At 57.7% G+C, this 14,581-nt stretch carries 19 protein-coding genes; all 19 read right to left on the bottom strand.

Annotated features, from left to right (window positions below; genetic code table 11):
- Positions 1–257: copper amine oxidase N-terminal domain-containing protein (locus C6W55_RS00570; RefSeq protein ID WP_286890809.1), on the bottom strand; the 257-nt coding region annotated here is incomplete at its 3' end.
- Positions 258–282: 25 nt separating this feature from the next.
- Positions 283–435 carry a hypothetical protein gene (locus C6W55_RS00565; protein WP_286890806.1) on the bottom strand — a complete coding sequence of 51 codons (153 nt, stop codon included), beginning with the start codon at positions 433–435 and terminating at the stop codon, positions 283–285.
- 3 nt (positions 436–438) lie between these two features.
- Positions 439–765: a hypothetical protein gene (locus C6W55_RS00560; RefSeq protein WP_286890804.1), complete on the bottom strand. Its 327-nt coding sequence runs from the start codon at positions 763–765 to the stop codon at positions 439–441.
- A 10-nt stretch (positions 766–775) separates the two neighbouring features.
- Positions 776–1,909, bottom strand: a complete 1,134-nt coding sequence (locus C6W55_RS00555; RefSeq protein WP_286890803.1) for a hypothetical protein — start codon at positions 1,907–1,909, stop codon at positions 776–778.
- 11 nt (positions 1,910–1,920) lie between these two features.
- The gene (locus tag C6W55_RS00550; RefSeq protein WP_286890800.1) at positions 1,921–3,492 is read right to left on the bottom strand and encodes a hypothetical protein; all 1,572 of its coding nucleotides are present in this window, start codon (positions 3,490–3,492) and stop codon (positions 1,921–1,923) included.
- A 1-nt stretch (position 3,493) separates the two neighbouring features.
- Positions 3,494–4,132, bottom strand: a complete 639-nt coding sequence (locus C6W55_RS00545; RefSeq protein ID WP_286890797.1) for a hypothetical protein — start codon at positions 4,130–4,132, stop codon at positions 3,494–3,496.
- Between the two features lie 183 nt (positions 4,133–4,315).
- Positions 4,316–4,906 carry a phage adaptor protein gene (locus C6W55_RS00540; protein ID WP_286890795.1) on the bottom strand — a complete coding sequence of 197 codons (591 nt, stop codon included), beginning with the start codon at positions 4,904–4,906 and terminating at the stop codon, positions 4,316–4,318.
- A 20-nt stretch (positions 4,907–4,926) separates the two neighbouring features.
- Positions 4,927–5,274: a hypothetical protein gene (locus C6W55_RS00535; protein WP_286890793.1), complete on the bottom strand. Its 348-nt coding sequence runs from the start codon at positions 5,272–5,274 to the stop codon at positions 4,927–4,929.
- A gap of 66 nt (positions 5,275–5,340) precedes the next feature.
- The gene (locus C6W55_RS00530; protein ID WP_286890790.1) at positions 5,341–6,522 is read right to left on the bottom strand and encodes a phage major capsid protein; all 1,182 of its coding nucleotides are present in this window, start codon (positions 6,520–6,522) and stop codon (positions 5,341–5,343) included.
- An 18-nt stretch (positions 6,523–6,540) separates the two neighbouring features.
- Positions 6,541–7,347, bottom strand: a complete 807-nt coding sequence (locus C6W55_RS00525) for a hypothetical protein (protein WP_286890788.1) — start codon at positions 7,345–7,347, stop codon at positions 6,541–6,543.
- A gap of 96 nt (positions 7,348–7,443) precedes the next feature.
- A complete protein-coding gene (locus C6W55_RS00520) occupies positions 7,444–9,444 on the bottom strand; it encodes a portal protein (protein WP_286890786.1) in 2,001 nt (666 codons plus the stop codon).
- A 39-nt stretch (positions 9,445–9,483) separates the two neighbouring features.
- Positions 9,484–9,915 carry a hypothetical protein gene (locus C6W55_RS00515; RefSeq protein WP_286890784.1) on the bottom strand — a complete coding sequence of 144 codons (432 nt, stop codon included), beginning with the start codon at positions 9,913–9,915 and terminating at the stop codon, positions 9,484–9,486.
- 14 nt (positions 9,916–9,929) lie between these two features.
- Positions 9,930–10,178, bottom strand: coding sequence for a hypothetical protein (locus tag C6W55_RS00510; RefSeq protein WP_286890782.1), 249 nt, complete (start codon positions 10,176–10,178; stop codon positions 9,930–9,932).
- The gene (locus C6W55_RS00505) at positions 10,175–11,629 is read right to left on the bottom strand and encodes a terminase large subunit domain-containing protein (RefSeq protein WP_286890780.1); all 1,455 of its coding nucleotides are present in this window, start codon (positions 11,627–11,629) and stop codon (positions 10,175–10,177) included. The genes C6W55_RS00510 and C6W55_RS00505 overlap by 4 nt, the downstream gene beginning before the upstream one ends.
- Positions 11,629–12,138 carry a phBC6A51 family helix-turn-helix protein gene (locus C6W55_RS00500; RefSeq protein ID WP_286890779.1) on the bottom strand — a complete coding sequence of 170 codons (510 nt, stop codon included), beginning with the start codon at positions 12,136–12,138 and terminating at the stop codon, positions 11,629–11,631. The genes C6W55_RS00505 and C6W55_RS00500 overlap by 1 nt, the downstream gene beginning before the upstream one ends.
- A gap of 690 nt (positions 12,139–12,828) precedes the next feature.
- Entirely contained in the window at positions 12,829–13,278 is a 450-nt protein-coding gene (locus C6W55_RS00495; RefSeq protein ID WP_286890777.1) for a sigma factor-like helix-turn-helix DNA-binding protein, read from the bottom strand.
- 467 nt (positions 13,279–13,745) lie between these two features.
- A complete protein-coding gene (locus C6W55_RS00490) occupies positions 13,746–13,907 on the bottom strand; it encodes a hypothetical protein (RefSeq protein ID WP_286890776.1) in 162 nt (53 codons plus the stop codon).
- Positions 13,908–13,911: 4 nt separating this feature from the next.
- On the bottom strand, positions 13,912–14,217 hold the full coding sequence (locus C6W55_RS00485) for a DUF551 domain-containing protein (RefSeq protein WP_286890775.1): 306 nt from the start codon (positions 14,215–14,217) through the stop codon (positions 13,912–13,914).
- On the bottom strand, positions 14,214–14,525 hold the full coding sequence (locus C6W55_RS00480) for a hypothetical protein (protein ID WP_286890773.1): 312 nt from the start codon (positions 14,523–14,525) through the stop codon (positions 14,214–14,216). The genes C6W55_RS00485 and C6W55_RS00480 overlap by 4 nt, the downstream gene beginning before the upstream one ends.
- Between the last annotated feature and the right edge of the window lie 56 nt (positions 14,526–14,581).

The raw sequence follows: 14,581 nt of genomic DNA, 5'->3' as shown, positions 1-14,581 counted from the left end.
GCCGGCGGCGCCTGCGTGGTGATCTTCGCCGAGTACGTGGCCTGGTCCCAATCGACGCGGGCGCCGAGCGCTTCCGCGATGGCACGCAGCGGCAGCATCGTCGATCCGTCAATAATCTGGCCGGACTGAACCTGCTTACCGTTGACGAACACCTTGACAAATTGGCCGCCTGCGCCGGTCGCGTATGTCGCACCGAGCAACAGGAACAGGGCAATCAGGAGTAAGAGTTTCCGCCGCATTCCTTCCACCTTCTTCATGTGTTGGTAGGTATATTCTACCATATCAGCCGTCACAATGGCGCGGTGTATTGAGAATTTCATCGCGCTCCTGTTCAGTAATACGTCCGAGCTGAAAGGCGAGTTCCACTTGTTGTTCGGTCAAACGGCATTGGAGCCACATGGACAGAAGAAAATTCTTCGCTGCTTCGCCCATCATCCTCTACACACCCCCTAAGAGAATGCCGAGGTTCAATTCCTCGATGGCTTTCAGTCGTTGTTCGATCGTCGGCGGAGCCGGCGGCCGCTGGGACCATTCGGCGTCCAGTTCTTCCTGCGACCGCTCGACCCGCTGGCCGTCGATCCAGCGCGAAATGTACTGACCGCGTTCATTGACAATCGGCCACGGCCAAACTTGGTGGAAGTGACGCGGCCCGTTTTCGAGCACGAGGATGTCGCCGTCCTGCGGCTGCTCGAACGCGTCAGAAAAGCCGTGGACGACTTCGCCTGCTTCGTTGAGTCGAATATAGTGATTGTAGCCTGTACGCATGATACCCTCCTTATAGTTCGGCGTCGGCCGTGATGTCGAAATCGTATCCATCACCCACAGTGAACGGAGTATTGCTCACCACGACATAAATAGCTCCGTTTGTGTTACCATTTATTACTGGGGATGCTAGGGTAACATATGTGTTCGTAGCTATGTTGCGCATCTGGATCGGGCTGCCGTTGCTGATGATGCCAAACGTTGGTGTCGTCCGCATCGTGACCGGGAACTTGGTATTGGTCTGCACGATCGACGTGGAGATCGCCACACCGGAAGCCGTTCCAGGCGCACTAGAAGGCGCGCCGTAGTTGACCGTTGAGTAATAATACCGCTGACACAGCGCCAACTCTTCCGCGAAGCTGCGCGGTTGAAAAGGGAGTGCCGATTCGCCGGCGTTCAGTTGTACTTGGGTGATTTCGAAGTAATCGTTTGCCCCGGCAGTTCCCGATGGTGTCACTTCGAACAAAATTCCAATTTGGTTCTTGTTGCTCAATGGGCTACTTGTGGTTAATGTGAACTTCTGCCAAGCAGTCGTCAAATTGAACGACTGAGTGGCCTCTGTTACATGTCCAGTAAACCCATTCAGGATATTTTCATCGGTACCCGTGCCGCTTGCAATGGTTGCAGTTAGGGACGATAGCGAAGAACCGGAGCCGCAGCGTGCCCAAAAAGACAAGGTTAGTTTGTTTCCCATCAGTTTTACACTATCGATGGATTCAAGACTTTGCGTGACAAACATAGGGCCAGTCCCTGTTTGTCCGGCATTACGCTGGTACCGCAAACAATACTTGCTCCCCGGCACGCCAGAGACTTCTTGTCGGCTAATTGTAGTTCCTTGGTTCACTGTATTATTTACCGTCGCCCATCGGTCGGCGGTGTAAAGCAAAAAAGCCGTGGCTGCAAAACTCGTCCCGCGCTGCCAGATGTCGAAGTTGCCATTGATGATGGCGTTGCGGTAGAGGCCGAACGGGTACGGCTGGAGGATGTTCCCCGCGACAAGCCCGGACGTGAAGTCGTAAAGTTTGTCGATCGTATCATACGCCTCGATCAACGCCTCGCGGTTCGCTTGCGCGGATGCGACGATGGAGGGCTGTTGGTTTGCGACAGCCGCATTCAGCTTTGTTCTGTCCGCGGGAAGTTGGGCCATTCGGCATCACCTCAGTAACCCGACAGGCGTCCCTTGAACGCCATGTCGTAGATTTCACAGAGTTCGTCCCGATCATTCTTGACTATGATCTGTGCAAAATACGAAGTCTTGCAGAAAATCAGCGGTTTCGGCGCGCTGACAAGGTCGGTGTAATCGAGATTCGCCCATGCCGCCTCATCCCACGCCGTAACGTCCCATGTGAAAAATTGATTTCGCAGCGCCTGATCGACTTCGACCTTGGACGAATAGAACACAACATGAACGTCAAGGCTCGACTTCGTGGCATATTGGCGGGCGAAGATGATCAGCTCGTCAAATACGCTCATCTTGCCGGTCTTCTCCAGCGCGATCAGGTCGGATATTCGCACGAACTCAACCGGCGTGCCGCTGGTCATGTTCGCGTCGTTCCAATCGCTGCCGAGCGTCTGGTCGAACTTGTGAATGTGCCCCGTCTCGCCTGCAAAGTAAAGGTTCGGTCCGCTCCGCGCGAAGCCGGCGGCCTTGATATTCGTCCACGGGTACCATTCACTGTTGCGCGTGTCGTAGGCGTAACAAAGACGTTCCGATCCACGATTGAAACGGAGCAAATACAGGTTTGTGCGCGGGTCAAAATAGCCGACCGCTGCCTCTTTCTCCTGCTCGGTCAACCCGAGAGCATCAAAGTCGATCTTGTCCACGGAGATCGACCGCGTTGAATATCTCCGGGAGCCGGTGTCCAGAAGCTGCGTATCGTATATCTCATACACGCCGTCATCGGACAGATACGCGATCGTCTGGCGACCGTCTGGGTAGGTCAACCGTGCAATTGACCGCGGCGCGACGACACCGGCGCGCGTGTTCAGGAACTGGTTACCGACGAAATCGTCGAACGAGCTGCCGAACAAGATGCCCCACCCGCGACGCATCGGCAGCATCAGGACGTTGTCAAAGGCCACGCCCGGCCCCTGCATGTAGTCGTTGTCGCGCACCCACCGCTCCCACTGGACGGACGGGAAATAGTCGAACGTGTAGCGCTTCGAATACCACCAAGTATCCGATCCGTCGCTCACGAACACATGGCCCTGATAGCTGAAACAGTATTTCATGCCTTTCGTGTGAAGGTCGCTCAGAACGTTCGGCGGATTCGGGTTCGGGTCGTCCGGCGCCGGTGTGATCGCGGCTACCGTGTTTGTGGCGTCGTCATATGCCTTTATGCTGCCGCCGTCGACGATGATTTTCCGCGACTGGCTGTTCCCGTCCGTGAAGTCGACGTCAAAAATGTCGGCGCTGTTCAAACTGCCGGAAACTTCCTGCATCGCTGTACCGTTCAGTCGGTACAGTTTGTTGCCGGCGGTCACGAGAATGCGATCATCCGCGCCAGTCCGGTAAACCGTTATCCAGCGGATCGGATTAGACAGCGGCGTTGTCGTGACCGGTATCGTCCCGGGTCGCTTCGCGCACGGTCCGAGGCGGCCGGCGGGCTGCACGCCGTTCAGAAGATAGCGCGCCTGATTCTCCGCGAGCGCGGTAGGTTGGGCGACGGTGTTGATTCCCCCGGACACGCTCAGGTTCAGGACGACAGCCTGTTGCTTTCCGCCTGGCACATCAACCACCCCTTGCTCTGTCGACGTCGCGTAACGACGGCGGATTGCCGCCAGATGACGGGCCGCGCGCCGAAATGGCCGCCTGCGTGACCATCGGGTATCCAGCCTGCGCAGCCGTTTGCGCTGCGGCGGACTCTTCGTAGAAGTTCTTGACCAGCTTCACTTGCGCCGAAATCTCGTTGATAAGCGCATGATATCCGGATTCCGGGCAGTCGACCGGATCGTCTGACTTCGTGACTTGCCGGGGGTAACGGATATAGTGCAGCTCGAAATCTCCGGTGAACCCGCGGATGTCGATCTTGCGATTCGGTGCTTCGCAGTACCATCCACGCGCGGATGTGTAAGCCGGACGCTTCGGCATTTCGGACCCCGTGTTAACGTCGATGATCCGCAGCGGCTCGAACATGTTCGTAATGGCAGCCTGCCCCTTTTGGAATGTGACCGGTCCATCGCCGGAGACGGTCAGCACGTCGCTGATCTCTGTGTTGTACATGAGGCGCGCCAGCTTCCAGAGTGCGACGTTCATGAACTGGATCAATGTCTGATCCTGCGTCGACTGGTCTGGACCCAAATAGTCGATGTCCATCTTGTTAATTGTCCGCACGACGGTCAGGATTTGTCCGGCATTCCATGTATTCATGCTATCACCGCCTGATTAGCTCAAAAACCCTGCATTTGTGCTGGGTTAGAAAGGCAATCGTGTCCGGGTGGTACATTGCCTCGGTCGGAGTGTTTGCCGTGACAGGAGGCGTCACAAGGCCATATATTGGCATCAGATCGCCTGTCTCCTCGATCCGCACGCAACAGGAAAACTGATACGTCTTCATGACCACCAATCCACCACCTTCCGGACCGTGGTCCGCTTGTTTCTCCGCTGCATGTCGGCGACGAACCGCGCTTTCGCATCCTCAAACAACCGGAAGTAACGGTCGATCATTCCTTGGCTCACACCCTCCATGCCCGGCAGCGACAGGATCATGGCCGCCGCATACGCCGCGATCGCATACCCATACCGGTCGTCGATCGGCAGGTCGTCCGTATCGCTGACCATTTCCGGTGGATAGGCGTAATAGAACAGCGTCAGCGTCCGGGAATCCTGCGGCGTCGGCTTGATGATCAGTTGGCTGTTATAAATCGCGAAGCCTCCGAGGGGCGACATCGGATCAACCAGCCGCCATTCCATGACCGGATTGTCCGGCGTGCCATCCAGCAGGCTGATTGCCTCTTTGAAGTCGGCCGGCAGCGGATATTCGCCGACGCCCGGCGTGGTCGTGATGGTCGCCGTTGACTGGATCTTCGCCGCTTTCGCGAGCTCGATCAGCGCCTGATTCACCAGCACGCGCATGTGCTCCTGATCGCGGTAAATCCCGTTCGTCATCTGGAAGATCCGGTCTTTCAGGTCGCGCAGGTTCACGATGCGTCACCCCCGTTTCGTCATTCAATCGACCGACTCGGCTTGTGCCGGAATGAAGATTGGATGTTCTCGACCAGATCGGTCGCCATGTCGTGGATCTTCTTGTCTTCGGCCCGCTGCTTGCGTTCCTCGGCCCGGCGGACTTCCTCGAACGGGTTCATGCGTTCCGGCCGGATCCGGTACAGTTCGCGTTCCGCCCGCGCATCGAGCTGGCCCCAGGGCACGGTAAAAGCGATGTATTCGTCTCCGTAGTTGTCCCGCGCGATGATTTCGTGCCGCTCGCGGGCGTGGTTGAAGTCGATTCGTACAATGCGCGGGTCGATTGCCTGCAGGCGTTCCTCAATGTTGTGGATGTCGTACTGCGCCACGATTTTCCCTCCCCATATGCAAAGAAATAGGAGAGCCCCGAAGGGCTCTCCATGTGCTGTAACCGATCAGGCGATGTACCCGGTCGGCTCGCTGATGTCGGCCAGTTCCGTGTGCGCGTTCCGGCGGTAGGTGACAAGCGTTTCGTAGCAGAACATCGTCGCCTCGTATGCGTCGTAACCGGACTTCGGACGCAACACGCCGCCCTTGTCGTCTTCCATCCATTCGAAGTCCGACAGCTGGTACAGATCCAGCTCGCTCGAATCGAGGAAGTACATGCGGTTCGACTCGTGGTAGCGGTCGACGAAGATCGGCATGCCGTCGTATTCCAGCACGTTGAAGCCGCCTTCGAGCGTCATCGGGCGGACGTACCGCACATTCTGTTGCATGATCGCCTCGAGCGCGGCCCGCACACCATACGACGTCGTGATCCAGTCGACCTTTCCGCCCCGGATCTCCGACAGGTCGACGGCCTGCCGCATCAGTTGCTGGGAAATCGCGCGCGGCGTACCGTTGTTCGCGATTCTGTTCGGCTTCCACCACGGGTTGGTGGCCGGGTTGATGCCTTGCAGCGTCAGCGAGCTGTCCATGATGCCGCCAAGGCCCATCGCTTCGACGTTGTAGTCGCCCGTCACAACCGCGATGTCCGTATTCGACGTCGTCACGGCGGCGCCGTCGATCGTGATGGTCTTGTTTCCTTCGTCGATGTTCGTGATGGTCCGGCCAGTCGCGACAGGCGTGCCGCCACTTTGCAGGATGTCGATGATCATGCCAACCTGGAAGTATTTCACCTTGTCGACTGTGAGCGTGTTGGTGTTGGAGTTAGCATCGAACTTCGCCAGCATGCCCGTGCCGTTGCCGAAAAGGGCCCGCGCGCGTTGGTCTTTCAGGTCGCGCAGCAGGCCCTTCATTTCGGATTCGACGGCGCGGATGAACGCGCCCTTGTCATTGCGCATTGCCTTGATGGTCGGCCCCGTGATCTCGATGCGGCCGTACAGGTACGCGCAGTTGGCTGTCGATTCCTTGTACTTTTGGCTGCCAGCCGCCGGCAGAGCCGCACCTTCTGCGCGATAGCCGACGCCGGAGTTGCGACCGACGTGCAGTGGCACGTAGAACCGTTTACCGGTCGCCTGTTGCTTGTTCTGCACCAGCTTCTGGATGACCGGGTTGTCGTTGTTCAGTTGTTCCCTTACCGGCCCCAGGTAATCTTCCTTGAGAACCGCGCTTGCGGCAGACAGATCGAATGCCATTTCGCATCATCTCCTGAATCATTCTTCTGTAGCGCCGAGCCGCGCCATTGCGCGCGCCCGTGCATCTGCGAACGTCTTCGGCGGCCCGCTGGACACCTGTCCTTGGCCGGACGAACCGACGTTCGCCGGGATCGAACCCTTCGCGCCGATCAGCTTTTTCATGCCGTCCTTCTCGGCGCCCTCGAGTCGCTTCGCCAACTCCTCGAACTTCAGCGCCCTGTACGCCATGTCGAAGTATTTCGTGATGTTGTTCGGGTCGACGGAGACGCCCAGATCAACCAGATATTTGTTGATTGCCTCCGGGTCTGCGCCTTCCTTGTCCTTGACATAGGCGTCCAGCGCTTCGCGATACGTCTTCTCCCATTGCGCCTGAGCGTGCTGCTGGGCGAGCTGTTCGGCCAGCGCAGCCTTTTGCTCAAGCTCTTGGATGCGGCGCATGACCTCGACAGGAACCTGCTGCTGCTCGGCCTGTTGCTTGAGCTGCTCGAGCTCGATGCGCTCCATGAGCGCGTTCAGGTCCATGCCGTTGTACTGCTGGAAGAACTCGCTGATCCGCTTGTGACTCTCGAACTCCTTCAGCTTCTCGGCCTGCTCCTGCTCCCATTTGGCGCGCTCGGCGGCGAGCCGCTTCGCGAACGCCTTTTCGACGTCCTTCTGTCCGTCCGGCCCGGCGGCGGCCTGTCCATCATCGACGCCCGTTTGTCCGGCAGGAACGTCGTTCGTTTGATATTGCTCCCCGGCGGCAGGAGCATCTTCAACGCCCGCTGCACCTGCTTCGCCCTCTGCGAACAGCTGCAGATCAAGAATCAGACGGTTATCCAACATCGTGCATCCTCCTTGTCTCCCGGCGGCGAAGACGAATTCAACGCCCGCTGATTGGTGGAAATAGAATGGGCCGCTGGACTCTCACCAACGGCCCGGTTATTGAACTGGAACTTGCGCCGGCGCGGCCATTTGCTGCTTCTTCGCAGCCAGCCATCGTTCGTGCTCGGCGACGTGTTGGTCAATGATCGCCTGCAGTTCGGGCGGCAGACGATCGTAATCGTCGGTTTTCCTGAACCGATTGTGCGCCGCAATGTGCACGGCATGGTCGTAGAAGTCGCGGACAACCGGAAGCTTCACAGGCGGCTGCGGCGGAGTGACCCCGTGGGGCTGAATACCCTGCGCCTGCACCTGCTGCATGGTCTCTTGATACGTCTGCAATTCGTTTTGGTAGGCAATCAGCGCTGCGGCCGTCTGCTCGTCCGCAAATAGCTGCTGCCATGTGCGGTTTTCCATGAGCGCTTTGTTCTCGTCCTGCTCGGTGTCGTCGAAATACTGTGTTGCGATCGACTCGCCGAGCATGCGGACGACACGGCGCACATCTGGTCGGCCCGTCTCCGGGTCGTTGAACATGCCAGCAGACCACATGTTCATGATTTTCTGATCCTGCACGGCTTTCAACGTCGGCATGGAGCTGCCCGGCACGACGTCGACCACTTCGCCGCCGGTCAGATCGGCGCCGGCAAACGCGAACGCCTCGATCTCGCCGTTCTCGCCGACGATGGAGAGCTGCTGTTCTTCCGGGAAGTGCTTCTGGACGAGGCGCAGCACCTTCTCGCCCCACTTCTTGATGCCGTCCTCATAGGACTGCACAAGAATCGCGAGCCGGGTTTCGTCCTGCTCGACTTGGAGCTGCAGCCCGCCGAGCGTGTTGTTTCCGCGCGGCGCGGCGCCCTGGCTGATTTCATGCGCGCCTGAAATGTCTTCGATGTCCGCCTCGTCGCGCTCCATGGCGTTCTGCCATCCGTTGTCGACCGATGCGCCCTGCACGCGCTCGGGTTTCATGTTTCCGAACGGCGTATATGTGATGATCCCGCCGATTTCGTTGATCAAGTCCTCGTCATCGACGCTGCCTTCTGGCTTGAGCCAGAGCGGATTGCCCATTTCTTCGAGGATGCGCGCCTCAGCCGTCCGCTTGATGTTGTACGACTTCTGCGGCGTCGTCATGTCGGTTACGACGCCCGTCGCAATGGCCGTTCCCGGGATTGGAAGCGCCGGGAAGAAAATGTACGGGAACTCGCCCGGGTCTTCGCTGTTCAGCAGCTCGACTCCGCCCGCAACGACGATCCTGCGGCCCTTCGGATATTTCTTGCAAGGCAGCTCCCAATAGTCGTACAGCATCGCGTGATGCGGGTAATGCCGCGGTTTCTGGCCGAGACTGTCCGGGTAGAATGAGTTGCGCATGACGATGTTTCCCTCGGGCTCGACCTTCTTCCCGAATTCGGCCTCGATCTCATCAACGTCAACCGGCCTCCGCTCGATCACCCAGCGGATTTCCTCGGTCGATTCGGCCAGCGGATCGTAGAAGATGGAGAGCTGGTCCACAACCTTCGTGACGATTTTTCCGGTTTTGGTCGGAAGCTTGAGCGCCGCCTTATCGATGCCCGCCTCTTTCGCCAGTTCATCAATCAGATCATCGTCGACGGCGAGCTCCCTGCCCTGCGACTTGTCGACGTAAACCTTGAGCGAAGGCATCCCGTCAACGAGCATGTAAAACTTGAGCCGGCGCGTTTTGGCGTCCATGCAATCGTCCTGCCATTGGTAGTTGAGGAACTTGAACGCGCCCTTTGCAACCTCGATCCGCTCGATGTCGTTGGTATCCGGTTTTACCTCGAGCTTGACGCGGTTTTTGCAAAGCTTCGCAAGCAGCGTCAGGATGGCCGGCTTGATCTTGTTGTACGTCAGGCGCCGCTCGCCCGGTCGCAGCTCGGGCACAAATACGGTCTTGTTGACGCGATCCCAACTGATCCATTGCCGACTGTTGTAAAAGGCGCGGTTGATCTGGATTTGCCGCAGAACCGCCCAATCCTCGGCCTCTTCGAACCGCTCCATCACAAATTGCACGCTGTCCTGGCCTTTTTTCTTGATCAGTTTCGCCAACGTCTCACCCCCCACGCCATCAGTCAGCGACGCGCGTAATCAGATCAGCAGGTCATCGGAATCGTTTTGCGCGGACGTTTCGGCCTCAAGTTCTGCTTCGGAAGTTGCTTCTTGGGTGGCCGCCTGCTGCACAAGTTCGCGCAGTTTGTCCGTGCTCCATCGCGGGTTAAATTCGATTCCATGTTCCTTAAGCCACACCTTGAGTGCTTCGCGTTCTTCCCGGGTGTCTTCCTCGCCGTCGCCATCCTGCGCGTCCGGTTCATCCGTGGGTGGTGCTTCCTGCTGTCCCGCCGCTTCCTCGGGTGTGACCGTGATCACGTATCCCGGCAATACGAACTCCCGCACCTCAAACGGCATGAAGTGGATGTCCGGGTGCTTCGTCGGGTCTTGGCCGATTCGGCGCGCCTGTTCGGCGTCTTCGGCTGCAACAAGGCGGCGCGTGTTCCCAATGACCAGTTCAAACAGTTTCATTTGCGCTCAGCTCCTTACGATATGAATTCGACTCGTTCTTCCTTTTCGGCCGGTTGCTGCTCAAGTTTCTTCTCCAGCAACGCTTTCCGCGTGTACTCGCCGAAGTTCGGCGCCTGGATGCGGTCGAGCAGATCCCGGCGCTCGGCGTTCCATTCGCGTTCCTTCGCTTCGATGTGCCGGCGCCACAGCTGCCGGTCAATGAGAAACGCGGCAATAAAAAAAGCCGCCTGCACCAGAAATGCGGTCACAAACAGCGTGTTCATCCGAGATATTCCACCTTCTTCCGTTTTGCCATGCGGTCCAGCTTGTCGATGTGCCGCTGCACCATTTCGCGTTCCGTCGGATGCTTCGGCGGTTCAGGCTTCGCCGGCGACGGCCGGCTCATCGCCCAATAGCGCAGCGCGTCCGGTATATGGTCAAGTTCGTGCTCGGCTACGTCTTCCGGTTTTTTCTCGTCATGGATCATCGCCGGGATCGCCTCGATCGTCTTAACGCACGTCGAAAACACCCGCAGTTTTGCGGTCTTGTAGGTTTTGCCCGTGGCCGGATCGACCACTTCGATCGGTTTGAGCCAATCGCGCAGACGTTTCCAGCCGTTGACGCGCTCCTTGTTCGCCTGGATCAGCGGCACGCCCTCTTTGGCGAAGATTTCGGCCGGCGATTCGTTCGTATCGACTTTCGAGCGGTTCCAGAAACTCGTATCGCCGACGCTGTAATCAATGACTTCGTCGCCGGTGAGCTGCTTCACGAGCTGCGCCTGTTCGCGGGAAAGCAGCCGGCGTTGCACCTTTTCCCGGTAGACGTATGCGAAGCCCTGCCGGTCGACGGCAATCCATATGCAGACGAACGGATCCGGGAAATATCCCTCGTCCAGCGCGCGGTAACGCCGCCATTCCCGCGGGATTTCGAACGGCTCGACGACGTGGATTGACCGGCTCCATTCTTCGAAATACTGCCCGGCGAAAACGTCCCAATCGCCCTCAAGGAGCTGCCGGCGCTCTTTGTCAGGCAGCCGCATGAGGCGCGCCACATAGTCGGGATCGACCTCGAGCAGTTTCTGATTGTCCCACACCTTCGCGGGAATGAAGATGCGCCGGGACACGATCGGTTGCCCGGCCTTCGGGTGTTCCTGCGGATAATACATCGGTTCGCCATCGTCGGTCAATTCTTGCACGGTATGAACCTGTTCCGGCGGGCCGATGTCCACGAACCGCTTTTTCACCCACACGTGACCCTCATTGCCGGGGTTGGTGGTCGATTTGACAAAGCGCGGATACGGCCGGCTCCCGCGGACGCGAGAGAGCATAAGAACGTACCAGATCTCCTTGAATTGGGTGAGCTCCTCCCAGCGCACGACGTCATATTCGGCGCCCTGATACTTGAGGTAGTCGCTATCCTGGTCCCAATGCGCGAGCTCGATAATACTGCCGTTGACCAGGGTCCATGTATGCTTGCTGGCGTTGTATTTGGCCAGTTCCGGCGGATAAACCTGCAGCGTCCGCGCGATGATCGAACGTTCGAGGTCCTGAAACGTCCGGCGGAAAATGATTTGCCGGCTCTGCGGATACGTCAGGCCGTAATAGAGCGCGTCCCATATGGTCGCTTCGGTCTTTCCTCCGCCCGCGGCTCCGCCATAGAGCAGTTCGTCGATGTCCGTCGTCTGGTGATAGAGTTGTTGGCGCGGCTGCGGTTCGTACGGAATGACGATCTGCATCACGCATCACCCGGCGGCCGCATCTTGTCCGAGAAAATGACCGTTACGCCGATCGGCCCGCCGCCTTCGCCCGTGATTTCCTGCTTGACCTTCTCGGTGTAAAGGCCGGCCATCTCCAATATCATTTTGCGGTCCTGATGACATTTCGGATCGTTGATCGCATATTCGATACTCGCGGCCAGCACTTTGGCGGCGTTCTGCTTAACCGCTTCGAATTGGACGCGCTTGTAATACTCAACAAATTGCGGTTTGCGGAACATGCGGTAGTATGCCTCACGGCTGATTCCGACCACTTTACAAAGTTCGGTGACATTCAATTTCCGATTTTCCGGATTGCACAACGCTTCGATCAATTTTCGCTCGTTCGTGGTCGGCTTGTATTCGTCAACATTTTGACCGGCAGAGACGTTAACGGCTGCCAATGTGTTCACCCCCTCCCAGGTTGATTCTGTCTCGGTGTCGTTTCGCCCATCGGATCGCAGCAGGTAGGTCCATGTGATGCCGACCATAACAGGTGTATAGGATCAGCACGCTGTCGCGAATGCCGTATCTCCACCACACACCGGCCAGCTCGATATAACCGCGTTTTTTATGCGTCGGTCTTTCTGCGTGCTGCCGGAGCAGCTCAACCAGTTCGTCGCGTTTAATCCTCTCGACCCGCTGACAGTAGCGTTCGAAGGCATGTCTTGTCAGGATGAATTCATTCACTGTTCACACTCCTTTTTGTAAATAAAAAAAAGAGCCCAGCGTTTCGCCAGACTTTCTATGTATCTTGTACCGCGCGATTGCCTTCACGGCACCAGAATATCACGAAAATTGCGGCGCATCTTGAACGAGATTCGTAAATTTCCCGTTTTTTATCCGAACCCCGCACCGATCCGGACTCGGCGGAGGAGGTGAGGGCCGTGACTCACCCGCGAGGCGGCGGACGAAAAAGAGCCCTGGCCATTTGGCCGGGGCTCTGAAATCATCATGCGTTCGGGACGCAACCATGGGCCATACTCCCATGGACGGCAGCCATCGTCCAGCCCAAGCCTGTTTGCGCTGCCTCGGCCGGCCTCATTAAGGGCGTGCTTACGCGTCTCTCTTCCGCCACTGCGTCCCTAAATGCAAAAAGCGCCCCTGAAAAAGGGCGCACGAAGGGTACGGTATGAATGACGACATCTGGACGACATTCGGACGACAAGAATACGACAAAATCACGAGATCCGCTGTTGAATTTTGTCTCTCGCCCGAATGATGAACTGCTGAACAGATGTTCGTGTTACCCCTAATCTATCAGCAATCTCGCTTTGTGTCAACCCATGCGCCATATGAAGCAGCCAACAAGTCAACTCCCGCTCGGTCATCACGGCCACGCAATCGATCAGGCTCTGCCGCTCCTCCTCGGTCAGCGGCTCGGCGCTCGCCAGCAGCTCCCGGCGCCGATAAATGTCGCGACGTTCTGCGCCTCTCCGGCTCCCCGGCCGTCGACCGCGGCGCATCCAGTCCAACGCATAGCGCATGTCCGACAGCATGCCAGAGACGGTGCGGGCTTCATCGGCCTGGTCGGGATCGCTACGATCGAGGGACTGGCGATACTGGTCCAGGTGGCGGATGCCCTGGCTGTATTGGACGATGAGCTCAGCGATCAAGTTACGGTCGGTCACGCTTCACCGCTCCCTTCCGCTGGTTGAACTGGTCCGGCGTCCGCAGCACATATGGCGAAAAACACCTTTGTCAAGTTTTGTTGTTGTCGCATCCGCATCACCCCATTCTTATGTTTTCCGTTCTTTGTATGTGATTGCAGCAATTTCTTTCAGGTCGATCGACAGCAATGTTTCTTCTCCGTTGACATTTCTCCATTCCAGTCTTCCGTATGATCCGTCTATATTTTTCGCAGATTCTATGAATTCCGAAACAAACTCAACTACACATCCGTTTTTGAGATAGATTTTTACATCAATCACCCAACGTCACCCCTTTACTCTTCTTCCGCTTCTGCTCAATCATTCTTGTATAAACCCGAACCGATATCTCGCATTGCTCCACCAGAAAATGCTCCCCATGAGCCCGGTGCCGGGCGGCCGCGACCGTCAGGATCTCGATCCGTCCTTGCCAGAAGGCCAATGTCCGATCACTGAACATTCCGCTCACCTCGGCGCGGCTTTGGCTGCATGTTGAACTGATCCGGCGTCCGCAGCACGTATTCCCGCCCGGAGACACGGATCACGGTCGGGACGCCCTTCTTGACTTTGAGAACGGTCACGACCGGACGGTATTTGTGTCCGCTGATCAATCTGTCATCCCTCCTTCGGCGGCTCCGGCAGCGGCATCCAGTGGGTGACGTTCGCGCCCCAAAATCCGATGAAACCGCCATTCACATACCGTGATTCTGCTGTATCGCGCCGACCATCGATCTCGTAGCATATCCAGACGTTCTGTCCGTTTTGCGGATTCTGGTCTTTCAGGCTGATCCATCCTCCGCGTTTCAGGCGGTCGATTTCGGCGCGCAAGTGTTCGTTTTCTCGCCGTAGCCGTTCGGTTTCGCAAACATAACACGGCGGATAGTGGACACCATGCTTTTTGCAATACCATTGGACGTTCACAGCTCACACCTCCCGCTGCGGCAGCCCATCCCATACGCGCTCGCCCCCCTCTGCTCCAGCTCCTGCCTGATCGCTTCCCAGCCTTCCGGGTCTTCAAACCGGAGCTCGCCGGACACAACGACATCATCTGGCTCCAAGTAACGATTGCAATACTCCTGACAAGTCCGGCACCAGTAGGCTGTATCAAGCCCCCTGTCCGCGCTCGTTACGACCTTCATTTCCGTCCCCGGCGGATACTTGATGCCGCAGCCCCAACAAGCGTGCGGTTTCCGGGTCGTCACCGTTTTGGCCGAAAGGATAGTGCTCATCAAAACTCACACCTCCCGTCCCGGCAGTCAATCCCGTACACGCTCGCCTCATCCGG

The sequence above is a fragment of the Thermobacillus sp. genome (assembly GCF_003390775.1).
In the GTDB taxonomy this organism is placed as follows: domain Bacteria; phylum Bacillota; class Bacilli; order Paenibacillales; family Paenibacillaceae; genus Thermobacillus; species Thermobacillus xylanilyticus.
Note: the sequence above shows the minus strand (reverse complement) of the source record. Positions and strands in the feature narration are given on the sequence as shown.

Bases quoted from the DNA above. Each gene is read 5' to 3' on its own strand.
- C6W55_RS00565 (WP_286890806.1), bottom strand. From the start codon at position 435: ATGATGGGCGAAGCAGCGAAGAATTTTCTTCTGTCCATGTGGCTCCAA.
- C6W55_RS00560 (WP_286890804.1), bottom strand. From the start codon at position 765: ATGCGTACAGGCTACAATCACTATATTCGACTCAACGAAGCAGGCGAA.
- C6W55_RS00555 (WP_286890803.1), bottom strand. From the start codon at position 1,909: ATGGCCCAACTTCCCGCGGACAGAACAAAGCTGAATGCGGCTGTCGCA.
- C6W55_RS00545 (WP_286890797.1), bottom strand. From the start codon at position 4,132: ATGAATACATGGAATGCCGGACAAATCCTGACCGTCGTGCGGACAATT.
- C6W55_RS00530 (WP_286890790.1), bottom strand. From the start codon at position 6,522: ATGGCATTCGATCTGTCTGCCGCAAGCGCGGTTCTCAAGGAAGATTAC.
- C6W55_RS00525 (WP_286890788.1), bottom strand. From the start codon at position 7,347: ATGTTGGATAACCGTCTGATTCTTGATCTGCAGCTGTTCGCAGAGGGC.
- C6W55_RS00515 (WP_286890784.1), bottom strand. From the start codon at position 9,915: ATGAAACTGTTTGAACTGGTCATTGGGAACACGCGCCGCCTTGTTGCA.
- C6W55_RS00510 (WP_286890782.1), bottom strand. From the start codon at position 10,178: ATGAACACGCTGTTTGTGACCGCATTTCTGGTGCAGGCGGCTTTTTTT.
- C6W55_RS00505 (WP_286890780.1), bottom strand. From the start codon at position 11,629: ATGCAGATCGTCATTCCGTACGAACCGCAGCCGCGCCAACAACTCTAT.
- C6W55_RS00500 (WP_286890779.1), bottom strand. From the start codon at position 12,138: ATGGTCGGCATCACATGGACCTACCTGCTGCGATCCGATGGGCGAAAC.
- C6W55_RS00480 (WP_286890773.1), bottom strand. From the start codon at position 14,525: ATGAGCACTATCCTTTCGGCCAAAACGGTGACGACCCGGAAACCGCAC.